Source organism: Nitrososphaerota archaeon, assembly GCA_016872055.1.
Classification (GTDB): domain Archaea; phylum Thermoproteota; class Nitrososphaeria; order Nitrososphaerales; family Nitrosopumilaceae; genus Nitrosotenuis.
In genome coordinates this window covers 84,554-99,746 of the sequence record VHBH01000002.1, presented here as the reverse complement: position 1 = coordinate 99,746, position 15,193 = coordinate 84,554, and the positions used below count along the sequence as shown (strand labels likewise).

General features: G+C 41.0%; 17 protein-coding genes. 5 read left to right on the top strand and 12 right to left on the bottom strand.

The window, feature by feature from the left end; all coding sequences use genetic code 11:
* Window positions 1-73 precede the first annotated feature (73 nt).
* Genes FJ354_02650 through FJ354_02630 form a run of 5 tightly spaced genes read right to left on the bottom strand, consistent with a single transcriptional unit; the run spans window position 74 to window position 3,380 of the window.
* Window positions 74-640, bottom strand: a complete 567-nt coding sequence (locus FJ354_02650; GenBank protein ID MBM3905569.1) for a hypothetical protein — start codon at window positions 638-640, stop codon at window positions 74-76.
* Complete coding sequence (locus tag FJ354_02645; protein MBM3905568.1) at window positions 637-1,527, bottom strand: urease accessory protein UreD; 891 nt, start codon at window positions 1,525-1,527, stop codon at window positions 637-639. The genes FJ354_02650 and FJ354_02645 overlap by 4 nt, the downstream gene beginning before the upstream one ends.
* Window positions 1,524-2,180 carry an urease accessory protein UreG gene (gene ureG, locus FJ354_02640; GenBank protein MBM3905567.1) on the bottom strand — a complete coding sequence of 219 codons (657 nt, stop codon included), beginning with the start codon at window positions 2,178-2,180 and terminating at the stop codon, window positions 1,524-1,526. Before ureG ends, FJ354_02645 begins: the two co-directional genes overlap by 4 nt.
* Window positions 2,177-2,869: an urease accessory protein gene (locus FJ354_02635; protein ID MBM3905566.1), complete on the bottom strand. Its 693-nt coding sequence runs from the start codon at window positions 2,867-2,869 to the stop codon at window positions 2,177-2,179. Before FJ354_02635 ends, ureG begins: the two co-directional genes overlap by 4 nt.
* A complete protein-coding gene (locus FJ354_02630; protein MBM3905565.1) occupies window positions 2,859-3,380 on the bottom strand; it encodes a hypothetical protein in 522 nt (173 codons plus the stop codon). The genes FJ354_02635 and FJ354_02630 overlap by 11 nt, the downstream gene beginning before the upstream one ends.
* Before the next feature lie 64 nt (window positions 3,381-3,444).
* On the opposite strand from FJ354_02630, the gene FJ354_02625 reads away from it, so the two are divergent.
* The 3 genes from FJ354_02625 to ureC are packed head-to-tail and all read left to right on the top strand — an operon-like array spanning window position 3,445 to window position 5,824.
* Window positions 3,445-3,747: an urease subunit gamma gene (locus FJ354_02625; GenBank protein ID MBM3905564.1), complete on the top strand. Its 303-nt coding sequence runs from the start codon at window positions 3,445-3,447 to the stop codon at window positions 3,745-3,747.
* A 5-nt stretch (window positions 3,748-3,752) separates the two neighbouring features.
* Window positions 3,753-4,115, top strand: coding sequence for an urease subunit beta (locus FJ354_02620; protein ID MBM3905563.1), 363 nt, complete (start codon window positions 3,753-3,755; stop codon window positions 4,113-4,115).
* Window positions 4,112-5,824 carry an urease subunit alpha gene (ureC, locus tag FJ354_02615; protein MBM3905562.1) on the top strand — a complete coding sequence of 571 codons (1,713 nt, stop codon included), beginning with the start codon at window positions 4,112-4,114 and terminating at the stop codon, window positions 5,822-5,824. Before FJ354_02620 ends, ureC begins: the two co-directional genes overlap by 4 nt.
* 2 nt (window positions 5,825-5,826) lie before the next feature.
* Here ureC and FJ354_02610 read toward each other — a convergent pair whose 3' ends face one another.
* The 3 genes from FJ354_02610 to FJ354_02600 form a co-directional block, all read right to left on the bottom strand.
* Window positions 5,827-6,321, bottom strand: a complete 495-nt coding sequence (locus FJ354_02610) for a hypothetical protein (GenBank protein ID MBM3905561.1) — start codon at window positions 6,319-6,321, stop codon at window positions 5,827-5,829.
* An 81-nt stretch (window positions 6,322-6,402) separates the two neighbouring features.
* A complete protein-coding gene (locus FJ354_02605) occupies window positions 6,403-8,382 on the bottom strand; it encodes a sodium/solute symporter (GenBank protein MBM3905560.1) in 1,980 nt (659 codons plus the stop codon).
* An 88-nt stretch (window positions 8,383-8,470) separates the two neighbouring features.
* Window positions 8,471-10,765: a sodium/solute symporter gene (locus FJ354_02600; protein ID MBM3905559.1), complete on the bottom strand. Its 2,295-nt coding sequence runs from the start codon at window positions 10,763-10,765 to the stop codon at window positions 8,471-8,473.
* Window positions 10,766-10,819: 54 nt separating this feature from the next.
* On the opposite strand from FJ354_02600, the gene FJ354_02595 reads away from it, so the two are divergent.
* A complete protein-coding gene (locus tag FJ354_02595) occupies window positions 10,820-11,395 on the top strand; it encodes a histidine kinase (GenBank protein ID MBM3905558.1) in 576 nt (191 codons plus the stop codon).
* Here FJ354_02595 and FJ354_02590 read toward each other — a convergent pair.
* Both FJ354_02590 and pyrB read right to left on the bottom strand, forming a co-directional pair.
* A complete protein-coding gene (locus tag FJ354_02590) occupies window positions 11,390-12,241 on the bottom strand; it encodes a ParB/RepB/Spo0J family partition protein (GenBank protein ID MBM3905557.1) in 852 nt (283 codons plus the stop codon). The two genes, FJ354_02595 and FJ354_02590, sit on opposite strands and share 6 nt — an antisense overlap.
* A 364-nt stretch (window positions 12,242-12,605) precedes the next feature.
* Entirely contained in the window at window positions 12,606-13,535 is a 930-nt protein-coding gene (gene pyrB, locus FJ354_02585) for an aspartate carbamoyltransferase (GenBank protein ID MBM3905556.1), read from the bottom strand.
* Between the two features lie 42 nt (window positions 13,536-13,577).
* On the opposite strand from pyrB, the gene FJ354_02580 reads away from it, so the two are divergent.
* Window positions 13,578-14,039: an aspartate carbamoyltransferase regulatory subunit gene (locus tag FJ354_02580; protein ID MBM3905555.1), complete on the top strand. Its 462-nt coding sequence runs from the start codon at window positions 13,578-13,580 to the stop codon at window positions 14,037-14,039.
* 19 nt (window positions 14,040-14,058) lie between these two features.
* Here the strand turns inward: FJ354_02580 and FJ354_02575 are convergent, their stop codons facing one another.
* Window positions 14,059-14,373 (bottom strand): ATPase, encoded by a 315-nt coding sequence (locus tag FJ354_02575; protein MBM3905554.1) that lies wholly within the window; start codon window positions 14,371-14,373, stop codon window positions 14,059-14,061.
* A gap of 185 nt (window positions 14,374-14,558) precedes the next feature.
* Window positions 14,559-15,191: a V-type ATP synthase subunit D gene (locus tag FJ354_02570; protein ID MBM3905553.1), complete on the bottom strand. Its 633-nt coding sequence runs from the start codon at window positions 15,189-15,191 to the stop codon at window positions 14,559-14,561.
* Window positions 15,192-15,193 lie beyond the last annotated feature (2 nt).

Sequence of the window (15,193 nt, the reverse complement as noted above, 5' to 3'; positions counted from 1 at the left end):
GACTGGAATTATTGCAAAATAATCTAAACTCTTTGATAGATCAATACAGCCAAAGACGTGTATTTTTCTAAAATTATTTTCCCAGCTTATCAAAACAGTCAGCGCATAAATGATCAGATTCAGTCATGGAATAAGGAACAGTAAATTGGCACTTTATGATTTCCTTGACGGTGAATTTTTGCATAAACTTTAGATCCAGTTCCTTTTTGCAAATAAAGCAAGGAGTGTTGGCACTAATTAGGTGCCTGAGATTAAGCCTACTAAGAGTTGCCAGATCAATAATTCCAAAAAAGATCATCAGATTTACAATTCCAGGGTTCTTGCGGGCAAATTCATCAAGGCCAGACCTGCCATTTTCAGCTGCAATTTTTATTATTTGCCCCCATTGGTCTTTGAGGTTCTGTATGTGTTTTGCTAGCTCGTCCTTGCCTGACTGGCTAGTATGCAATACAATCTTGGAATTACCAAAAAATCCTCTAGAGTGAATTTTAGATATCATGCCGTTTTTCTCAAGCATCGCTACGTCTTGTTCTATTTTTTGTGCATCCAGTCTAGTCCTTTTTTGTATTACCCCTATGCTTGGGGCAAGCTCATCAATTATTCCTAAAATCTTGATTTGGTTTTGATCCAGCTCTGTCATGTTTTTCTCAACTCACCTAGCGTAGAGCCCAGAATCTGATTTCTAATAATTTTAATTATTTGCACAAAAATTGCCTTGATTTGTTCTGGACTAGTTCCCAGAATCCTAATTACAATTCCAGAGTCCCCAGGCAAAAATGAAAATCCACACAGTGGTTCGGAATTTTCCAATATAGAACGGATTTGCTCAGATATTGTGTGGTTTTTTTTCTCCGTTATAACATACATTGTGCCCAAGACAGAATTCCCTCCTAGTATTGCAGTATTGGCAAATTTATCAGCGCCTGGCTCTAGGCGCGATATATCAGTAAATTTCATTCCTACCGAGTTTTTTGCAACAAATCTCAAATAACACATTTCATAGTCAAATAACTCGCCTCTTGCAGCCCTACCAGGAGATATAATTTCTGAATATACTACAGTGGAGTTTTTTCCGACTGAAAGATTGACGTGCTGGAAATACCTAGAATTTGCATACGGAATTATCTGGTCTGGCAGCATTTCCAGATATGCATCATCTCCTATCTCTAGCTCAATGTTTTGGCTTGCATAGTCTGATTCCATTTTGTAGATTCGCGTTGCGCCCTGTGTAGTAATATTTGCAATTGCATTTTGGCCTAGTGAAATTTTGATTTCATATCTGTCCCCTTGCAGAACGCCTCCAGAGGATGACATTAAAAACAAATACGCCATTGATGGATTATCCGAGTCATAGTACAGCGCCTTTTGCGTCAAAAGCGGCGCCTTGGAATACTGGTGCAAAACTATGGTCTTTTTCTTTTCCTCGTCTTTGTGCAGTACAAGCTTCAGCATTCCGGTTTTTTGAATTTGTGGGTTTTGCTCAAATTTAGCAAATTCTGCAGGCATCCAATTCTCAGAAACACTCAATTTTTTGCACTCCTGGGTGGCTCATCAAATAAGAGATCCTCAATTATATGCGATGCCGTTTTTTCTATTCCACTTCCATCCATACAGTTGACAAATACAAATGGCTTTAGCTTACGAATTCTTATGGTATCTTTTTCCATTACAGAAAGATCTGCATGGACTAGTGGTGCAAGGTCGGTTTTGTTAATTACAAGCAAATCACAGGATTCAATTCCCAGGCCTCCCTTTCGCGGATACTTGTCCCCGCCAGATACGTCAATTATGTAAATAAAATAGTCTGCCAGTGCAGGACTAAATGTAGTCATTACATTGTCCCCTCCGCTTTCTAGTATGATAAGGTCAAGTTCTGGGTTGTTGCGCTCTATTTCCTCAATTACTGCCAAATTCATTGATGGGTCTTCTCGTATTGCAGTATGAGGGCAGCCCCCCGTTGCAATTCCAATTACCATGTTTTCTGGCAGTATTCCCTGCGTGGTTGCAAGGTTTTTTCGAATTCTATCCGCGTCTTCTTTGGATAGAACATCATTAGAAATTACGCAGATTCTATAGCCTTTAGCTGCAATTACTGGCACTATTTTCTCGATTAGCATGCTTTTGCCAGAGCCCACAGGCCCGCCAATTCCAACTCGTGGGATTTTTTGTATAGTGGTCATGTCACAAACATTTTTGATTCAAGTTTTTCATGATGCATCTGGAAAATTTCAACATACGGAATAAATTGCCACATTTGATCTATTCCGGTATTGCTATGCATTGATGCTTGCTCTGATATTATTGGCCTAATTTCAGAGAGAATTTGCTGGCTCTGAGTATGCTGTATGATTCCTAGCCGCATTGCAGCACCTAGCACTCCTACAGTAAATCCATACATTAGTGCAAGACATGTGTTATTTTTTGATATTCCAAGGAATTGCCCTGCAAGTGCAAGACATACAGGATAGGTGCCAGGTGTTTTATTTTCTAGAATTTGCTCGTGGAATTTTTTTACAGTCAAGTCATTACCCATTGCAATTACACATTTGATCAGCTGTCCTCCTGCCCTAGCAGATGCCTCGCGTTGTGTCTGCACTAGGCGCATTCTGTGAATTTTCCAGTCAATTTCTACCAGTCCGGAAATATTTGCCTCTTTAGCACAATCATAGGAATTATTTAGCGCAACACAGTCGGCAGGTCCCACCTGGTTTGATAATAGCGCCTCTATTAGCTGTCGAGTCTGCTCTGGTGTTGTGATGATTTTTTTTCTATGAAGCATTTCCAGCCCGTGTGACATTGTATAAGTGCCGGTTGGAAAAAACGAATCAGAGAGCTGCATTAGCCCCAGTGTTACGATATCAGTGTTCATGGGAATCCATGAATTTTGAAGGCTCAAAGATCTTTTCCTCTATTTTAAATTCCGCCCTGTCAAAGAATTCGCGAAATATGGTCTTGATAAAGTCAATTTCGATTTCTGATTTTACCGGAATTGATACAGATTCATCCTGGACAGATACTGGCTTGTGCAAATTTCCAATCATGTGCCCCAAAGTCACAAGGTGCTTTGGCTCTAATGATGCAAGATTTATTCTCATTACGGTTTCAGGCATTTGCTTGACTAAAACCATAATGTCGTCTCCTTGTAGGACATCACCATTGTGAATTTTGCGCTCATTATCTAGACTAATTCCAATGCTAGTCCCGTCGGTGCAATTGATCTTTTGGCGGGTTTTCTCTAGGTTCGCTCTTTGCATTAGAATTGTTTTGTAAATTAGATTACCAGTGCCGTTTTCAAATTTCTTTGAGAGATTTGTGTCTTGGAAAATATTTCCAGCGATTTTTCTTACCTTTTGCAACGGTGTTAGTGTCCAAGTTTGCAAGATATACTTATTGCCGATTTGGATTTGAATTAATTATTAAATACAAGATTAGACAAGTTTTTCTATGTTTTTGACTCCGCGTGAAATTGACAAGCTTCACATTTTCTTAACTGCCGAGCTTGCAAGGCGAAGAAAGTCGCGCGGACTGAAATTAAATCACCCGGAGGCAGTTGCAATAATAACAGATCATATTGTAGAGGGGGCAAGGGACGGCAAGTCAGTATCAGAGCTGATGAGCTCAGGTAGAAGTGTATTGACTAAAAACGACGTCCTTCCCGGAGTTCCCGAACTAATTCATACTGTACAAGTAGAGGCTACATTTAATGACGGCACAAAGCTGGTCACAATCCATGATCCCATAGTGTGAGAATAATGATACCAGGAGAATATTTCATATCTGACAAGCCGGTTCTGGCAAACCAAAACCGAAAAACGCTGACAGTTCTAGTCAAAAATACTGGCGATAGGCCGATTCAGGTGGGCTCGCATACTCACTTTTTTGAATCAAACAAGGCCTTGGAATTTGCACGCGTTGATTCTTATGGATTTCACCTAAACATTGCAGCTGGAACATCGGTTCGATTTGAGCCAGGTGAGGAAAAAAAAGTCCAGCTAGTAGAGTATGGCGGGAAAAAAATTGTCTTTGGGTTTAGCGGGCTGGTAAATGGTTCACTAGCTGAGAAAAAATCTGAGGCAATAGAGAGGGCAAAAAAAGAGGGATTCAGGGGGGCATGACTTTGGAAATTTCGCGCAAAAAATACGTCGACTTGTTTGGTCCCACTACAGGAGATAAGGTAAGACTAGGAGATACAGATATCATAATTGAAATTCAAAAAGATCTTTTAGGCTATGGAGATGAGTCAGTCTTTGGCGGAGGAAAAAGTATTCGCGACGGACTGGCACAGGCATCTGGGGTTCTCAGGGAATCATCAGTTGATACTGTAATAACCAATGTCATCATAATGGACCCAGTCCTTGGAATAATCAAGGCAGACATTGGAATCAAGGACGGCAAAATAGCAAAGATTGGCAGGTCAGGCAATCCAAATATCATGGATGGTGTAGATATTGTGATTTCATCAAATACAGAAATTATTTCAGGTGAGCACCTAATTGCAACGCCTGGTGCAGTAGATACCCACATTCACTTTATTGCACCACAGCAGGTGATTGATGCGATTTGCGGCGGAACTACCACAATGATTGGCGGTGGAACAGGACCTGCTGATGGAACCAATGCCACTACATGCACTCCTGGAAAATGGCACATTCACAAAATGATAGAGGCAGTTGACGAGTTTCCAATGAATTTCGGATTCCTAGGAAAGGGAAATGATTCCCAAGAAATGGCATTAATTGATCAGATCAAAGAGGGCGCCTGCGGATTAAAGCTGCACGAAGACTGGGGCACAACTCCTGCCACCATAGATTGTGCCCTTCGAGTTGCAGATAAAACCGATACCCAGGTTGCAATTCACACAGATACTCTAAATGAATGCGGCTATGTCGATGACACCATTGCAGCAATTGCCGGCAGGACAATTCATACTTATCACACCGAGGGAGCAGGTGGTGGCCATGCCCCAGATATTATGAAAATTGCAAGTGAGTCTAACATTTTACCCTCATCTACAAATCCAACTAGGCCTTTTACCGTCAATACGCTAGAGGAGCATCTCGATATGATGATGGTCTGCCACCATCTAAATTCCGCAATTCCAGAGGATGTCTCTTTTGCAGAATCTAGAATTCGCGCAGAAACAATTGCGGCAGAGGATGTTTTGCATGATATTGGCGCTCTAAGCATGATGTCTTCAGATAGCCAGGCAATGGGCAGAATTGGCGAGGTAACTACAAGAACATGGCAATGTGCAGACAAGATGAAAAAAACTCTGGGAAGGCACAAGGATGAAAAATCAGAAAATGATAATTTCAGGGCGCTGCGATATCTTGCAAAAATCACAATAAATCCAGCAATTACTCACGGGATTGCATCATATGTGGGGACTCTAGAACCAGGAAAAATTGCAGATATTATTTTGTGGTCGCCGCAGTTTTTTGGAGCCAAGCCAAAGATGATAATCAAGGGAGGAATGATTGCATATTCTCTGATGGGTGATACTAATGCATCAATTCCAACTACAGAGCCAGTGTATTACAAGCCAATGTTTGGTGCACTGGGTAGGGCAAGAAATGCGACCTCTTTCATCTTTACATCAAAGCTTGCGCTAGAAAACGGACTAGAGGAAAAGCTCAGCACAGAAAAAAAATTCCTTCCAGTTTCTAATTGCAGAAAAATCGGCAAAAAAGACATGATACTAAATGACGCAACTCCTAAAATCGAAATTGATCCGGAAACTTATCTAGTCAAAATAGACGGCAAGCAGGCAACTAGCAGTCCTTCAAAGGAGCTGCCTCTAGCAAGACTGTACAATTTGTTTTAGAATTATTTTAGCTGATTCACAAGAAGGCGCTTGTTCTTAATTGTGCGCCTAATTAGCATAAATCCAATTGCCGTAGTAGTAGAGCCAAACAACAAGTTCATCAGGTTAAGCTCTCCGTTGCTGCTAAACATTGTGAAAATCATTCCAAGAACCATCATTACAATTCCTAGGCCGCCAATTACAAATAATGACGGTGGAATCTTTCCGTGTTTAACACCTGATTCAGTCTCTTTAATTCCGCCAGATGCAATTACCTCATCACATACATCGCAAAAGTGTTTTTGCGTTTTTGCATGAAATCTTGACTTAAGAAACAAAAACTGGCCGCTGCATAAATCACAATTCTTGTAAGGGAGTGTAAGCTTGCCATGGTCATCAAAGTCCTTGCCCACTATCATCATGCATTCATGACAGTAAAATCCGGGGATTCGCCACATTTTCTTGAACTTGTATTTTTTAAAACCAAGTGTCTTGCCGCAGCCGTTGCATGAGGTCATAATATAATCAACTCAATACTAGTTAAAAAAAATTCTCGAGCATGTTGGCAGGTCTCACAACTGCTGGCTCTAGTCGTGGCTCTATACACCCTTTGTGCCAGAATGCTCGTCACTGACAACAGCTTGTCTTCTAATTATTCGACCAATACCGTGTCTTCCCTCGATGATGGGCAAGCCGACAATTAGGAATGTTGCACCGCTAACCCAGCATACTGCAGTCATTGCCCATATTGTAAAGGCCTGGACATTGAACACAACGCCTGCTGCAATTAGCGGCATTGGCCATGCTACAATTAGTATTAGTGTCATGATTCCTCCGCCTCTGACACTAAACTTGAATGCCTTTCTTAGCGAAGCCTCGTCTTCTGTTGCAATGCTTTCAGCTTTCATGTCAACAAGTGTAATCTTGCGTCTTATCTCATTCCAGTCATAGTCTTTTCTATTTCCAATGCTTCCGGCAATACAGATTAATCCGCCGGCAATAATTCCTGCTACATTACCATAGAGCATTGGATAGTTACCGCCCAGACTGGCTAGTGATAACTCGCCACTCATCGAGAGGGCAGTTCCACACCATGCAATAAGCGCTATTACAAGGCCGGCAATTGATCCAATAACTGCTGCCATGCCGCTAGTCTTTTTCCATGTTATGGTTAGTGCAATTGGAATTACAGCAGAGCCTATCAATACGCCCATTGCCAGATAGACAAATCCTAGACTTAGTCCAAGTCCTAGTAATATGACAGCTAGGCCACCCATGCCAAGCCCAAACCCGACAATAACACTGCGAGATACTTTGAGCAGTTGTTTGCCAGTAGCATTTGGATTTCGATAAGTCCTATACACATCATATGTGATTAATGATGATACTGCAATTAGTTCTGCAGAGCCTGCAGATGTTACTGCCATGAAGAGCATTGTTAGAACCATTATTGCACCTACCTCGCCCATCAGTGTCGATGCAGCTGCAGGAACTACCAATCCAAGCTGGACCTGTTCTGGTGTTAGTACTACACCTAGTGCCACAGCAGTCAGTCCCATTGTAGTTGCAAGGGTAAATGGAATTGCAAACCACGACATGCCTCCGACTAGAAAGCCCTTAACAGTCGAACTTGGCTTTGCAGCTATAGCCCTCTGCCAGTAAGCCTGGTCGACAAAGACTGTGCCAAAGTTTCCTACAATGTTAATTATTCCAAAGATCAGTCCGCCCATTGATGCCATGGTCAGGTATGCGCCCATTGCGTTTCCTTCAACTGGACGTAGCTCTGCTGCCTTGGCTAGTTTTTCATACATGCCTTCAAATCCTCCAGTTACTGGCGAGATGAAATAGACAATAGATACGAATGTCAGTATAACTACGAAAATTATGATAGTGTGCATGTAATCTGCAACAAATGTTGCCTTAAGTCCTCCGACTAGGGTGTAAATCATCACACCGATTGGAATTAGAAATGCAGCAATTGAAATGTTCATGCCAGTCAGTCCGTTAACGACTGCAGCACCGCCAAGGAGCAGCATTGCAGTAACTATCATGTTAGTCATTAGTGCAAATACAAGAAATACTCGGTGCGCCCCGTCTCCAAATCTAGCGCGAATAATTTCAAGAAAAGTGTGAGCATTTGGCGCTTTGCGCTTTAACTCGATTGCCAGGATTCCAAAGAGAAGAACTTGAATTGATGCTCCAGCAGCATACCAGAAAGGTCCGGAAATTCCGTACTGGAACGCAACAGTAGATGACTGCAATAGTGTTGCAGCCCAAGTCCATGCAGAAACGATTGCAGCTGCAGTCAGTCCAGTTCCTATAGTTCTACCAGCAGTGTTGAAAAACTCTGATGTTTGGGTATGTCCCAAGAATTTCTCTTCGAGTTTGATTTCAAGAGAAATGACAACGGCGAAAACTGCGCCCAGTCCAACTACGATAAACCAGCCAATTGATTCCGGCAAGACCTCGCCGATTTTAAATCCCTCAGAGATAGAGCCCGCTGCAAATGCCGATGGTGCAATCAAAAATACCATTACTGCGACTACAGATAATGTTGCAATCAGTAATTTTGCACTCATCGAAGATTCAAGAAAGTCAAAAGATATAACATTTTGAAGGACTCAAAATCAATATAACACGATTTTGCCGACGTCGGCAGAATTTATCCTAGTCCAATAAAACGACGGGTTTTGATGTTAGGCCAAGCAGCGAATACGGCACATGGCCCATAAATTCCGCATTACCCAGTCCCTTTTTGCCAATTACTATGGTGTCAACGTGCAGCAACTTGGCAAGCTCGGCAATTTTTTTTGCCGGGTCTCCTAGGCGTATTATTCGCTCATGGTGTCGGATCCTAGCAGGAACTACAATACTTTGGATCATTATTTTGCCCTGTTCCTGGATTTTAGACACAGTTTCCTCGTCAATATTCTCAGAGTCATCTCCCCATTCGATTATGTGGGCAATGAAGACTTTGACATTAGACATGTCCTTTAGTGTGTAATTGACATAGTTCAGACACCTAACGGATGTCGCAGAGCCGTCAATTGCAATTAGGATTTTTTGCGCAAATTCGTCATTTGTGGGATTTGGAACAGACTCCATTTCGTATTTTTGAGAACCAGTTGATCTTCGCATTACCTCCTGAACGCTATGCCTTGACTGGAACAAGGGAACAAACCAAACAAGGGATGCTGCAATTAAAACATAGCAAATCACAGAGAAAATCCAAATAGAGAAAAATTGCTCGCTAAAGACATATCCTGATAAAAAAAGTGGAACGGGAATTACAACTAGTATGATTAATGAAATTAAAATTCCATATATGACTGCAGAGCGAGAGGATTTTCTCAGGGTTGCATCATTTGTCTCTTGTTCTATTCTGTTTCGGATTTTCTCATCATAGACTATGATTTTGTGCCTTAGCTGCTCAAAGTTAAATCTCTCTGGCCTAGCAATGCTGCCGGCTAGAACAATTGCCAGACTGGATAGAATGGATGATGCATTTCCTACAAGAAGTGATACAGTATTAGATGTGCTAGATATGCTTAGCTGTCCGCCGACACTAAACGACGTGGCAAGCCATGAAAAAATTCCAATTCCTAGTCCCAGTGTTGCACCAAGTGTTGCAGCTTTACGGTTTGTCTTTTTCCATAAAATTGCCAGAGATATTGGCGCTACTGCTGAGCCAATGAAAATTCCCATTGCAAGATAAAGATACTGCAGACTAATTCCAGATACAAACAAGACAGAGGATAATAATCCCATGGCAAGGCCAAATCCCAGAATTGCCATTCTAGAGATACGCATCAGTTCTCTGCCAGATGATGAAGGTTTGATGTAAGTTCGATACACATCATATGTTGCAAGTGAGGATACCGAAGTCAGCTGTGCAGCACCAGCTGCAGTAACAGCAGTAAATAAAACAGAGACCATTACTATGGCTCCAATGTCTCCAAATAGTCTTGATGCAGTAATCGGTGCAACTAGGCCTGATTCAATCTGTTGTGGTGAAAAATCTATGTTCAGCGCAACTGCAGAAAGTCCTAGTGTGGTTGCCAGTGCAAACGGAATTGCAAACCATGCAAGTCCGCCTATTACAAATCCCGGTACTACGGATTTTGGCTTGGAGGCTATGGCCCTTTGCCAGTATGACTGGTCCACAAAGACAGTTCCAAAATTTCCAATGATGTTGATAATTCCAAATGCCAGTGCGCCCAGTGATGCAATGGTAAGATACGACCCCATGGAATTGCCCGGAATTGGTGCAAGTGTAGATGCGGCATTCAGTTTTTCATACATTCCGGTAATTCCGTCAATTTCAGAGCTTCCAAAATACACAATTCCAGTAAAGACGAGAATTATTCCAAAGATAAATGCCGTATTGAGATATTCTGCATAAAATGTCGCCTTTAGTCCGCCAAACAAAGTGTAGATTATGACTCCAACTGGAATCAGAAACGATGCAACAAAGACATCAATTCCTGTAAGGGCCTGAATTACTGCAGCACCGCCAAGAATTAGCATCGAGGTAACTATGGTATTTGTCATGAATGCAAATCCAAGAAAGATCTTATGCGGGGTCTTGCCAAATCTTGCATTAATTAATTCAGGAAATGTATGAGTCATAGGGGCTTTGCGTTTTAGCTCTATTGCTAGCATTCCAAATAATATGACTTGAATTGATGCTCCAGCTGCATACCAGAAAGGTCCAGAAATTCCGTACTGGTAGGCAACGGTAGATGACTGTAATAGGGTTGCAGCCCAAGTCCATGCAGAGACTACAGATGTTATGAGCAGACCTGTCTTGATAGTTCTGCCGGCAGTAGAGAACCACTCAAAAGTCTTTTTTGTTCCTAGCCACCTCGTCTCTATTCTAACTACAATTAGCACAATTAGGGCAAGTAGCAAACCAATCCCTAGCAAAATAGCATATCCTGCAGGCTCACCTAGTATGTACACTAGGATGATTTGTGAGTATTATACAAAAAGCGTTCTATTTTCTCTTTAATAATGATGAAAAAATTTAGATATTTAGAATACAATTACGGGGTAATGGAAATAGACGCAATTGATGAGCTTATCATATCTGCACTGACATCGGATGCAAGGCAGGATGCTGCACAAATTGTAGATTTTATCCGCGGCTTTAACCATAAGATTACTAATTTTGAGGTTGAATTCAGAATTGACAAGCTAATCCAGAACAAGGTAATTACAAATTATACCATCACAGTGGATCCCAAAAAGATCCCATCCAGAGTAATTAGAACCACATTGATGACATTCAAGATTTCCCAGTCACTGCCAAAAAGAATAGAGAGTCTAAAAAAATATCTCAATGATGCGCCTTTCGTGATTTTTTCTGGTAGCACCAAGGGTGGTCTTGACTGGATAACTGTCAGGGCGTTTCCTTCAGAGCAGCTAGCAGATCAGGAAACTGACATTTACCGAAACTTGTTTGGTGATATTATTCAGACTTATCAGGTATACGACTTTGTTCCAACAAAATCAATTTCACTGCACGCATTATCATATACAAAAAAAGAGCACGAGAATTTTCTCAAAGAATGGATGCCACCTTTTCTATAATCTAGAAGAGCGCAGTTTTTCTTTTTGAACTTTGAGTGAAGAGTCTATCATTTCATGGATTTTATAGCGAGCATCCATCAAATATGATACCATCTGATTGCGGCTTTTATCATCTTGGATTTTTTTGGCCTCGTCAATTAGAGAATCCATTTTAGTTAGTGTAATTTTGAGAATAAGTGTCGATTTTCTTGCCAGCTTCCACGGCTTTATTTTATTATCAAGTGTTTTAGGATTTTTTTTCTCTGAGCGAATTTTTCTCATTTGTTTTACTGTGAGTTGTTCTTTTAGCATTCTATCTAGCAGTACGGGCTGCTCTTGTGTGCTAAATCCCAATAATTCCATTCCTTGGCTGGCAGAAATGCTCTTGTGAATTATTTGTTGTCTTGCTAGAGAGTCCAGCCTGAGTAGTTGCATTCTGTGCGAAATGTATTCGCTACTTTTGTTGATTTTCTGGGCAAGCTCGGCAATTCCTCCCCAGCCAAATTCTTCTACATATTTTTTAAACGCCTCTGCTTCTTCGATTGGGTTTAGTGCCTTTCTCTGAATGTTCTCTGAAATCTGGATTTCGTATGCTTGCTTGTCAGAAATATCGCTGATTTTGCACTGGATAAATCGCCAGCGAAGCGTCTTGCATGCTTCAAATCTTCGATATCCTGCCACAAGCTCAAAGCCGTGCTGGATTGGTCTAATTAGAATCGGCTGCAATAATCCGTGTTCATTGATGCTCTTTGTCAGGGATTTAAAATCAGGATCGTTTTTGTCTATCTTCTGCCTTACCTCAAATGGGGATGGTCTAATCATTCTCATTTCGATTGGTTCAATTAGGCTCGAATCAAATGAATCCAATAAATTAGAATACTATCCAAAGTACTTGAGGTTATTGCTTTTGGCATAAAACCTATTTCTGAGAAATTTTGTCCGTATTTATTTAAAAAGATATTTTTTATGTTTACAACTTTTGAATGCAAACACAAGTTCAATACGATATTATTTGAAATTTGCATTATTCTGGAGACTACACTTTTAGCGATTTTAACAAGATTTTATTATTATCTGCTATTTTCACAGTAATTCCTGCAGAGCCAAATACTTCATGACATACATCGCAAAAGTGTTTTTGTATTTTTGCACGAAATCTTGACTTGAAAAACAAAATTGGCGCTACGTAAATCACATGTCTTGTAAGGCAGTCGAGATATGTGAAAAGTAACTAAAATCCAGACTCATTTAATACCAGGCCAAGCAGTGCGGCGCGCGTAAATTTCCCATATTCTGCCTGCTTGAAGTATTTTGCCCTTGTTGTGGAATCGACATCTGTGGAAATCTCATCTACTCGCGGTAGTGGATGCAAAATGATTGCGTTTTCTTTCATATTGTTTACAACATCTAGGCCAATTTTGTAGCTGCCACGTACTTTTTGGTATTCCTCCTCGTCTGGAAATCGCTCCTTTTGTATTCTGGTGACATAGATGACGTCAAGCTCGTCTATGAACTCGTCCAGATTTGTGGATTCCTTGAGTGAGACCTTTTTTTGTATTTCATAGATAGAGTCTGATCTTATCTTCAGCGATTCTGGCGATATCAATCTAATATCCACATCATAGTTTGATAAAGCGTACAAAAGTGAATAGACAGTCCTTCCGTACTTTAGGTCTCCTACTATACCGATTTTTAGGCCGTCAATTTTGTTTTTTTCCTTTTTTATTGTGTAGAGGTCCTGGATTGCCTGGGTTGGGTGCTCTTCAGTTCCACTTCCCGCATTGAGTACTGGCTTGTCAGAGATTTCAGATGCAAATCTACTAGAGCCATCAAGGGGATGACGCAGTGCCAAGACATCAGAGTAAATTGAGATCATCCTAATTGTATCTGCGAGGCTTTCGCCCTTTTTTGTAGAAGAAGAGGAGACATCTGCTATTCCAAGCGAGGTTCCGCCAATTAGTGCCATTGCTGCCTGAAAGCTTAGTCGGGTTCTTGTGCTTGGCTCAAAGAAGAGATATCCCAATGTCTTGCCACGGCCGACCTCGCGGCGCTGAGTTGGATCCATTTTTATGATTTTATCAGTTGCAGAAAATACTGCCTCGAATTTTGTCTTGTCAAAATCCCGTACAGATATGATGTCTTTGTGATAAAAATCGTTCATTACTTTCAATCATATATACTGGTTAGTATACAAAGTATTCTGATGCAGGAATCAAATCTCATTGTTCGCCGAATAAAGGACGGTACAGTTATTGATCATATTGAGGGAGGCAAGGGTCTCAAGGTGTTAGAGGCAATGGGCATCTCTGGGCAGGAAGGCGACGTCATAACGGTAGCACTCAATGTTCCAAGCGGAAAATATAGCAAAAAAGACATCATCAAAGTAGAAAATCGATACCTCCAAGACTCCGATACCAACAAGCTTGCAGTAATATCGCCCAAGGCAACAATCAACATAATCAAGGACTATAAGCTGGTAGAAAAGCGTCGGGTCACGCTGCCAAACAAAATTGAAAAGATATTTCGCTGCTCAAACCCAGACTGCATCACAAACAGCAAAGAAGACATTGAATCAGTTATGGAAGTAATCGACAAGACCGGCCTTGTGCTAAAATGCAAGTATTGCGCAAGAATTTTGGACGTAAACCAGCTGAAATATACGTAAAACAAAGAATTTTTTGGGTTTATTGTCCCAAGATAATGAACATCATGACAATTCCGTAGATTGCGATTGACTCGACCATTCCTACGAAGATGAACACTTTGGATTGAAGTCCTGGATTTTCACTGATAACTGCTAATCCAGCCGCGCCGACTTGGCCAAGACCAATGCCTGCACCAAATGCAGCAAAAGCAAATGCAATAGCTGCACTTAACAACTTTAAGTCGTTGCCAGATGATTGTGTTGTATTTTCGCCTTCAGCTGCAAATGCAACTCCAGTTAATCCTGAAATTGATATTGCCAATGTTGCAATGAACACATATCCTATTGGTTTCATTTTCATTATCGCTGCAATTCGCTCCATATTTAAATCATCACTCGATCTATCACTAAATTTTTGACAATGTTTTCTTTTTGAAAGAGGATAAGATCTCATTGATCGAAGAGACATCGTCTGAGCATTGCTTGTGCAGCTTGTCTACAGATTCCTTGACCAGTCTTTTGATTTCTTCGTTTGCCATTTTACTTCTTCTTCTCCATTGCTGCCTTGACTTTTTTTAGTCTTGCGAATTCTTCCCGTTCCCTTTCTTCAAGTGTGGACAAGATGAACTTGATTCGTAGCCTGTACTGCGGAATTATGACGTTTTCTAGTGCATTTAGGAGTTTTTGCGTCTTTTCTAGCGCCTTTGCAAGAGCAAAGATGGAATTCTCATATTCAGCCGCCTTGCAGATTTTTGGCAATAAAACCTTGATCTGCTTTGCTGCTCTGTCTATTGAAGAGTTAGTGTCTGCAAATCCATAAGGCATTGATTTTGTGTCTTTTTCTGTAACGTTTAATGTTGGGATTGTAACATCTACTACTCGCTTTACCTTGGTGTCCACTTCCATTACTGCCGGAGTAGATTGTGCTACAGAATCTACAGTTGCAGTGCCAAGCGACAAATAAGCATCGTTTACTGATTTGTAGACATCTTGTAGTGGCTCCCAGATTCCACCACGAGCCTTGTTAGCTTCTGTAATCATTTCTTCTATGTTTTTTAGCAAGACCTTTCTTTTATCGTCAAGAATTTTTTGCACCATTGATGCGACTTGGCTTGAACGCTTGTATTTGAGCAACTCAATTTTTGTTGCTGCAACATTTTGGCCAAACGACATTT

Coding starts and splice junctions, on each gene's coding strand:
- FJ354_02650 (MBM3905569.1), bottom strand. CDS start 640: ATGACAGAGCTGGATCAAAACCAAATCAAGATTTTAGGAATAATTGAT.
- ureG (MBM3905567.1), bottom strand. CDS start 2,180: ATGACCACTATACAAAAAATCCCACGAGTTGGAATTGGCGGGCCTGTG.
- FJ354_02635 (MBM3905566.1), bottom strand. CDS start 2,869: ATGAACACTGATATCGTAACACTGGGGCTAATGCAGCTCTCTGATTCG.
- FJ354_02625 (MBM3905564.1), top strand. CDS start 3,445: ATGTTTTTGACTCCGCGTGAAATTGACAAGCTTCACATTTTCTTAACT.
- FJ354_02620 (MBM3905563.1), top strand. CDS start 3,753: ATGATACCAGGAGAATATTTCATATCTGACAAGCCGGTTCTGGCAAAC.
- ureC (MBM3905562.1), top strand. CDS start 4,112: ATGACTTTGGAAATTTCGCGCAAAAAATACGTCGACTTGTTTGGTCCC.
- FJ354_02610 (MBM3905561.1), bottom strand. CDS start 6,321: ATGACCTCATGCAACGGCTGCGGCAAGACACTTGGTTTTAAAAAATAC.
- FJ354_02605 (MBM3905560.1), bottom strand. CDS start 8,382: ATGAGTGCAAAATTACTGATTGCAACATTATCTGTAGTCGCAGTAATG.
- FJ354_02595 (MBM3905558.1), top strand. CDS start 10,820: ATGAAAAAATTTAGATATTTAGAATACAATTACGGGGTAATGGAAATA.
- pyrB (MBM3905556.1), bottom strand. CDS start 13,535: ATGAACGATTTTTATCACAAAGACATCATATCTGTACGGGATTTTGAC.
- FJ354_02580 (MBM3905555.1), top strand. CDS start 13,578: ATGCAGGAATCAAATCTCATTGTTCGCCGAATAAAGGACGGTACAGTT.
- FJ354_02575 (MBM3905554.1), bottom strand. CDS start 14,373: ATGAAACCAATAGGATATGTGTTCATTGCAACATTGGCAATATCAATT.
- FJ354_02570 (MBM3905553.1), bottom strand. CDS start 15,191: ATGTCGTTTGGCCAAAATGTTGCAGCAACAAAAATTGAGTTGCTCAAA.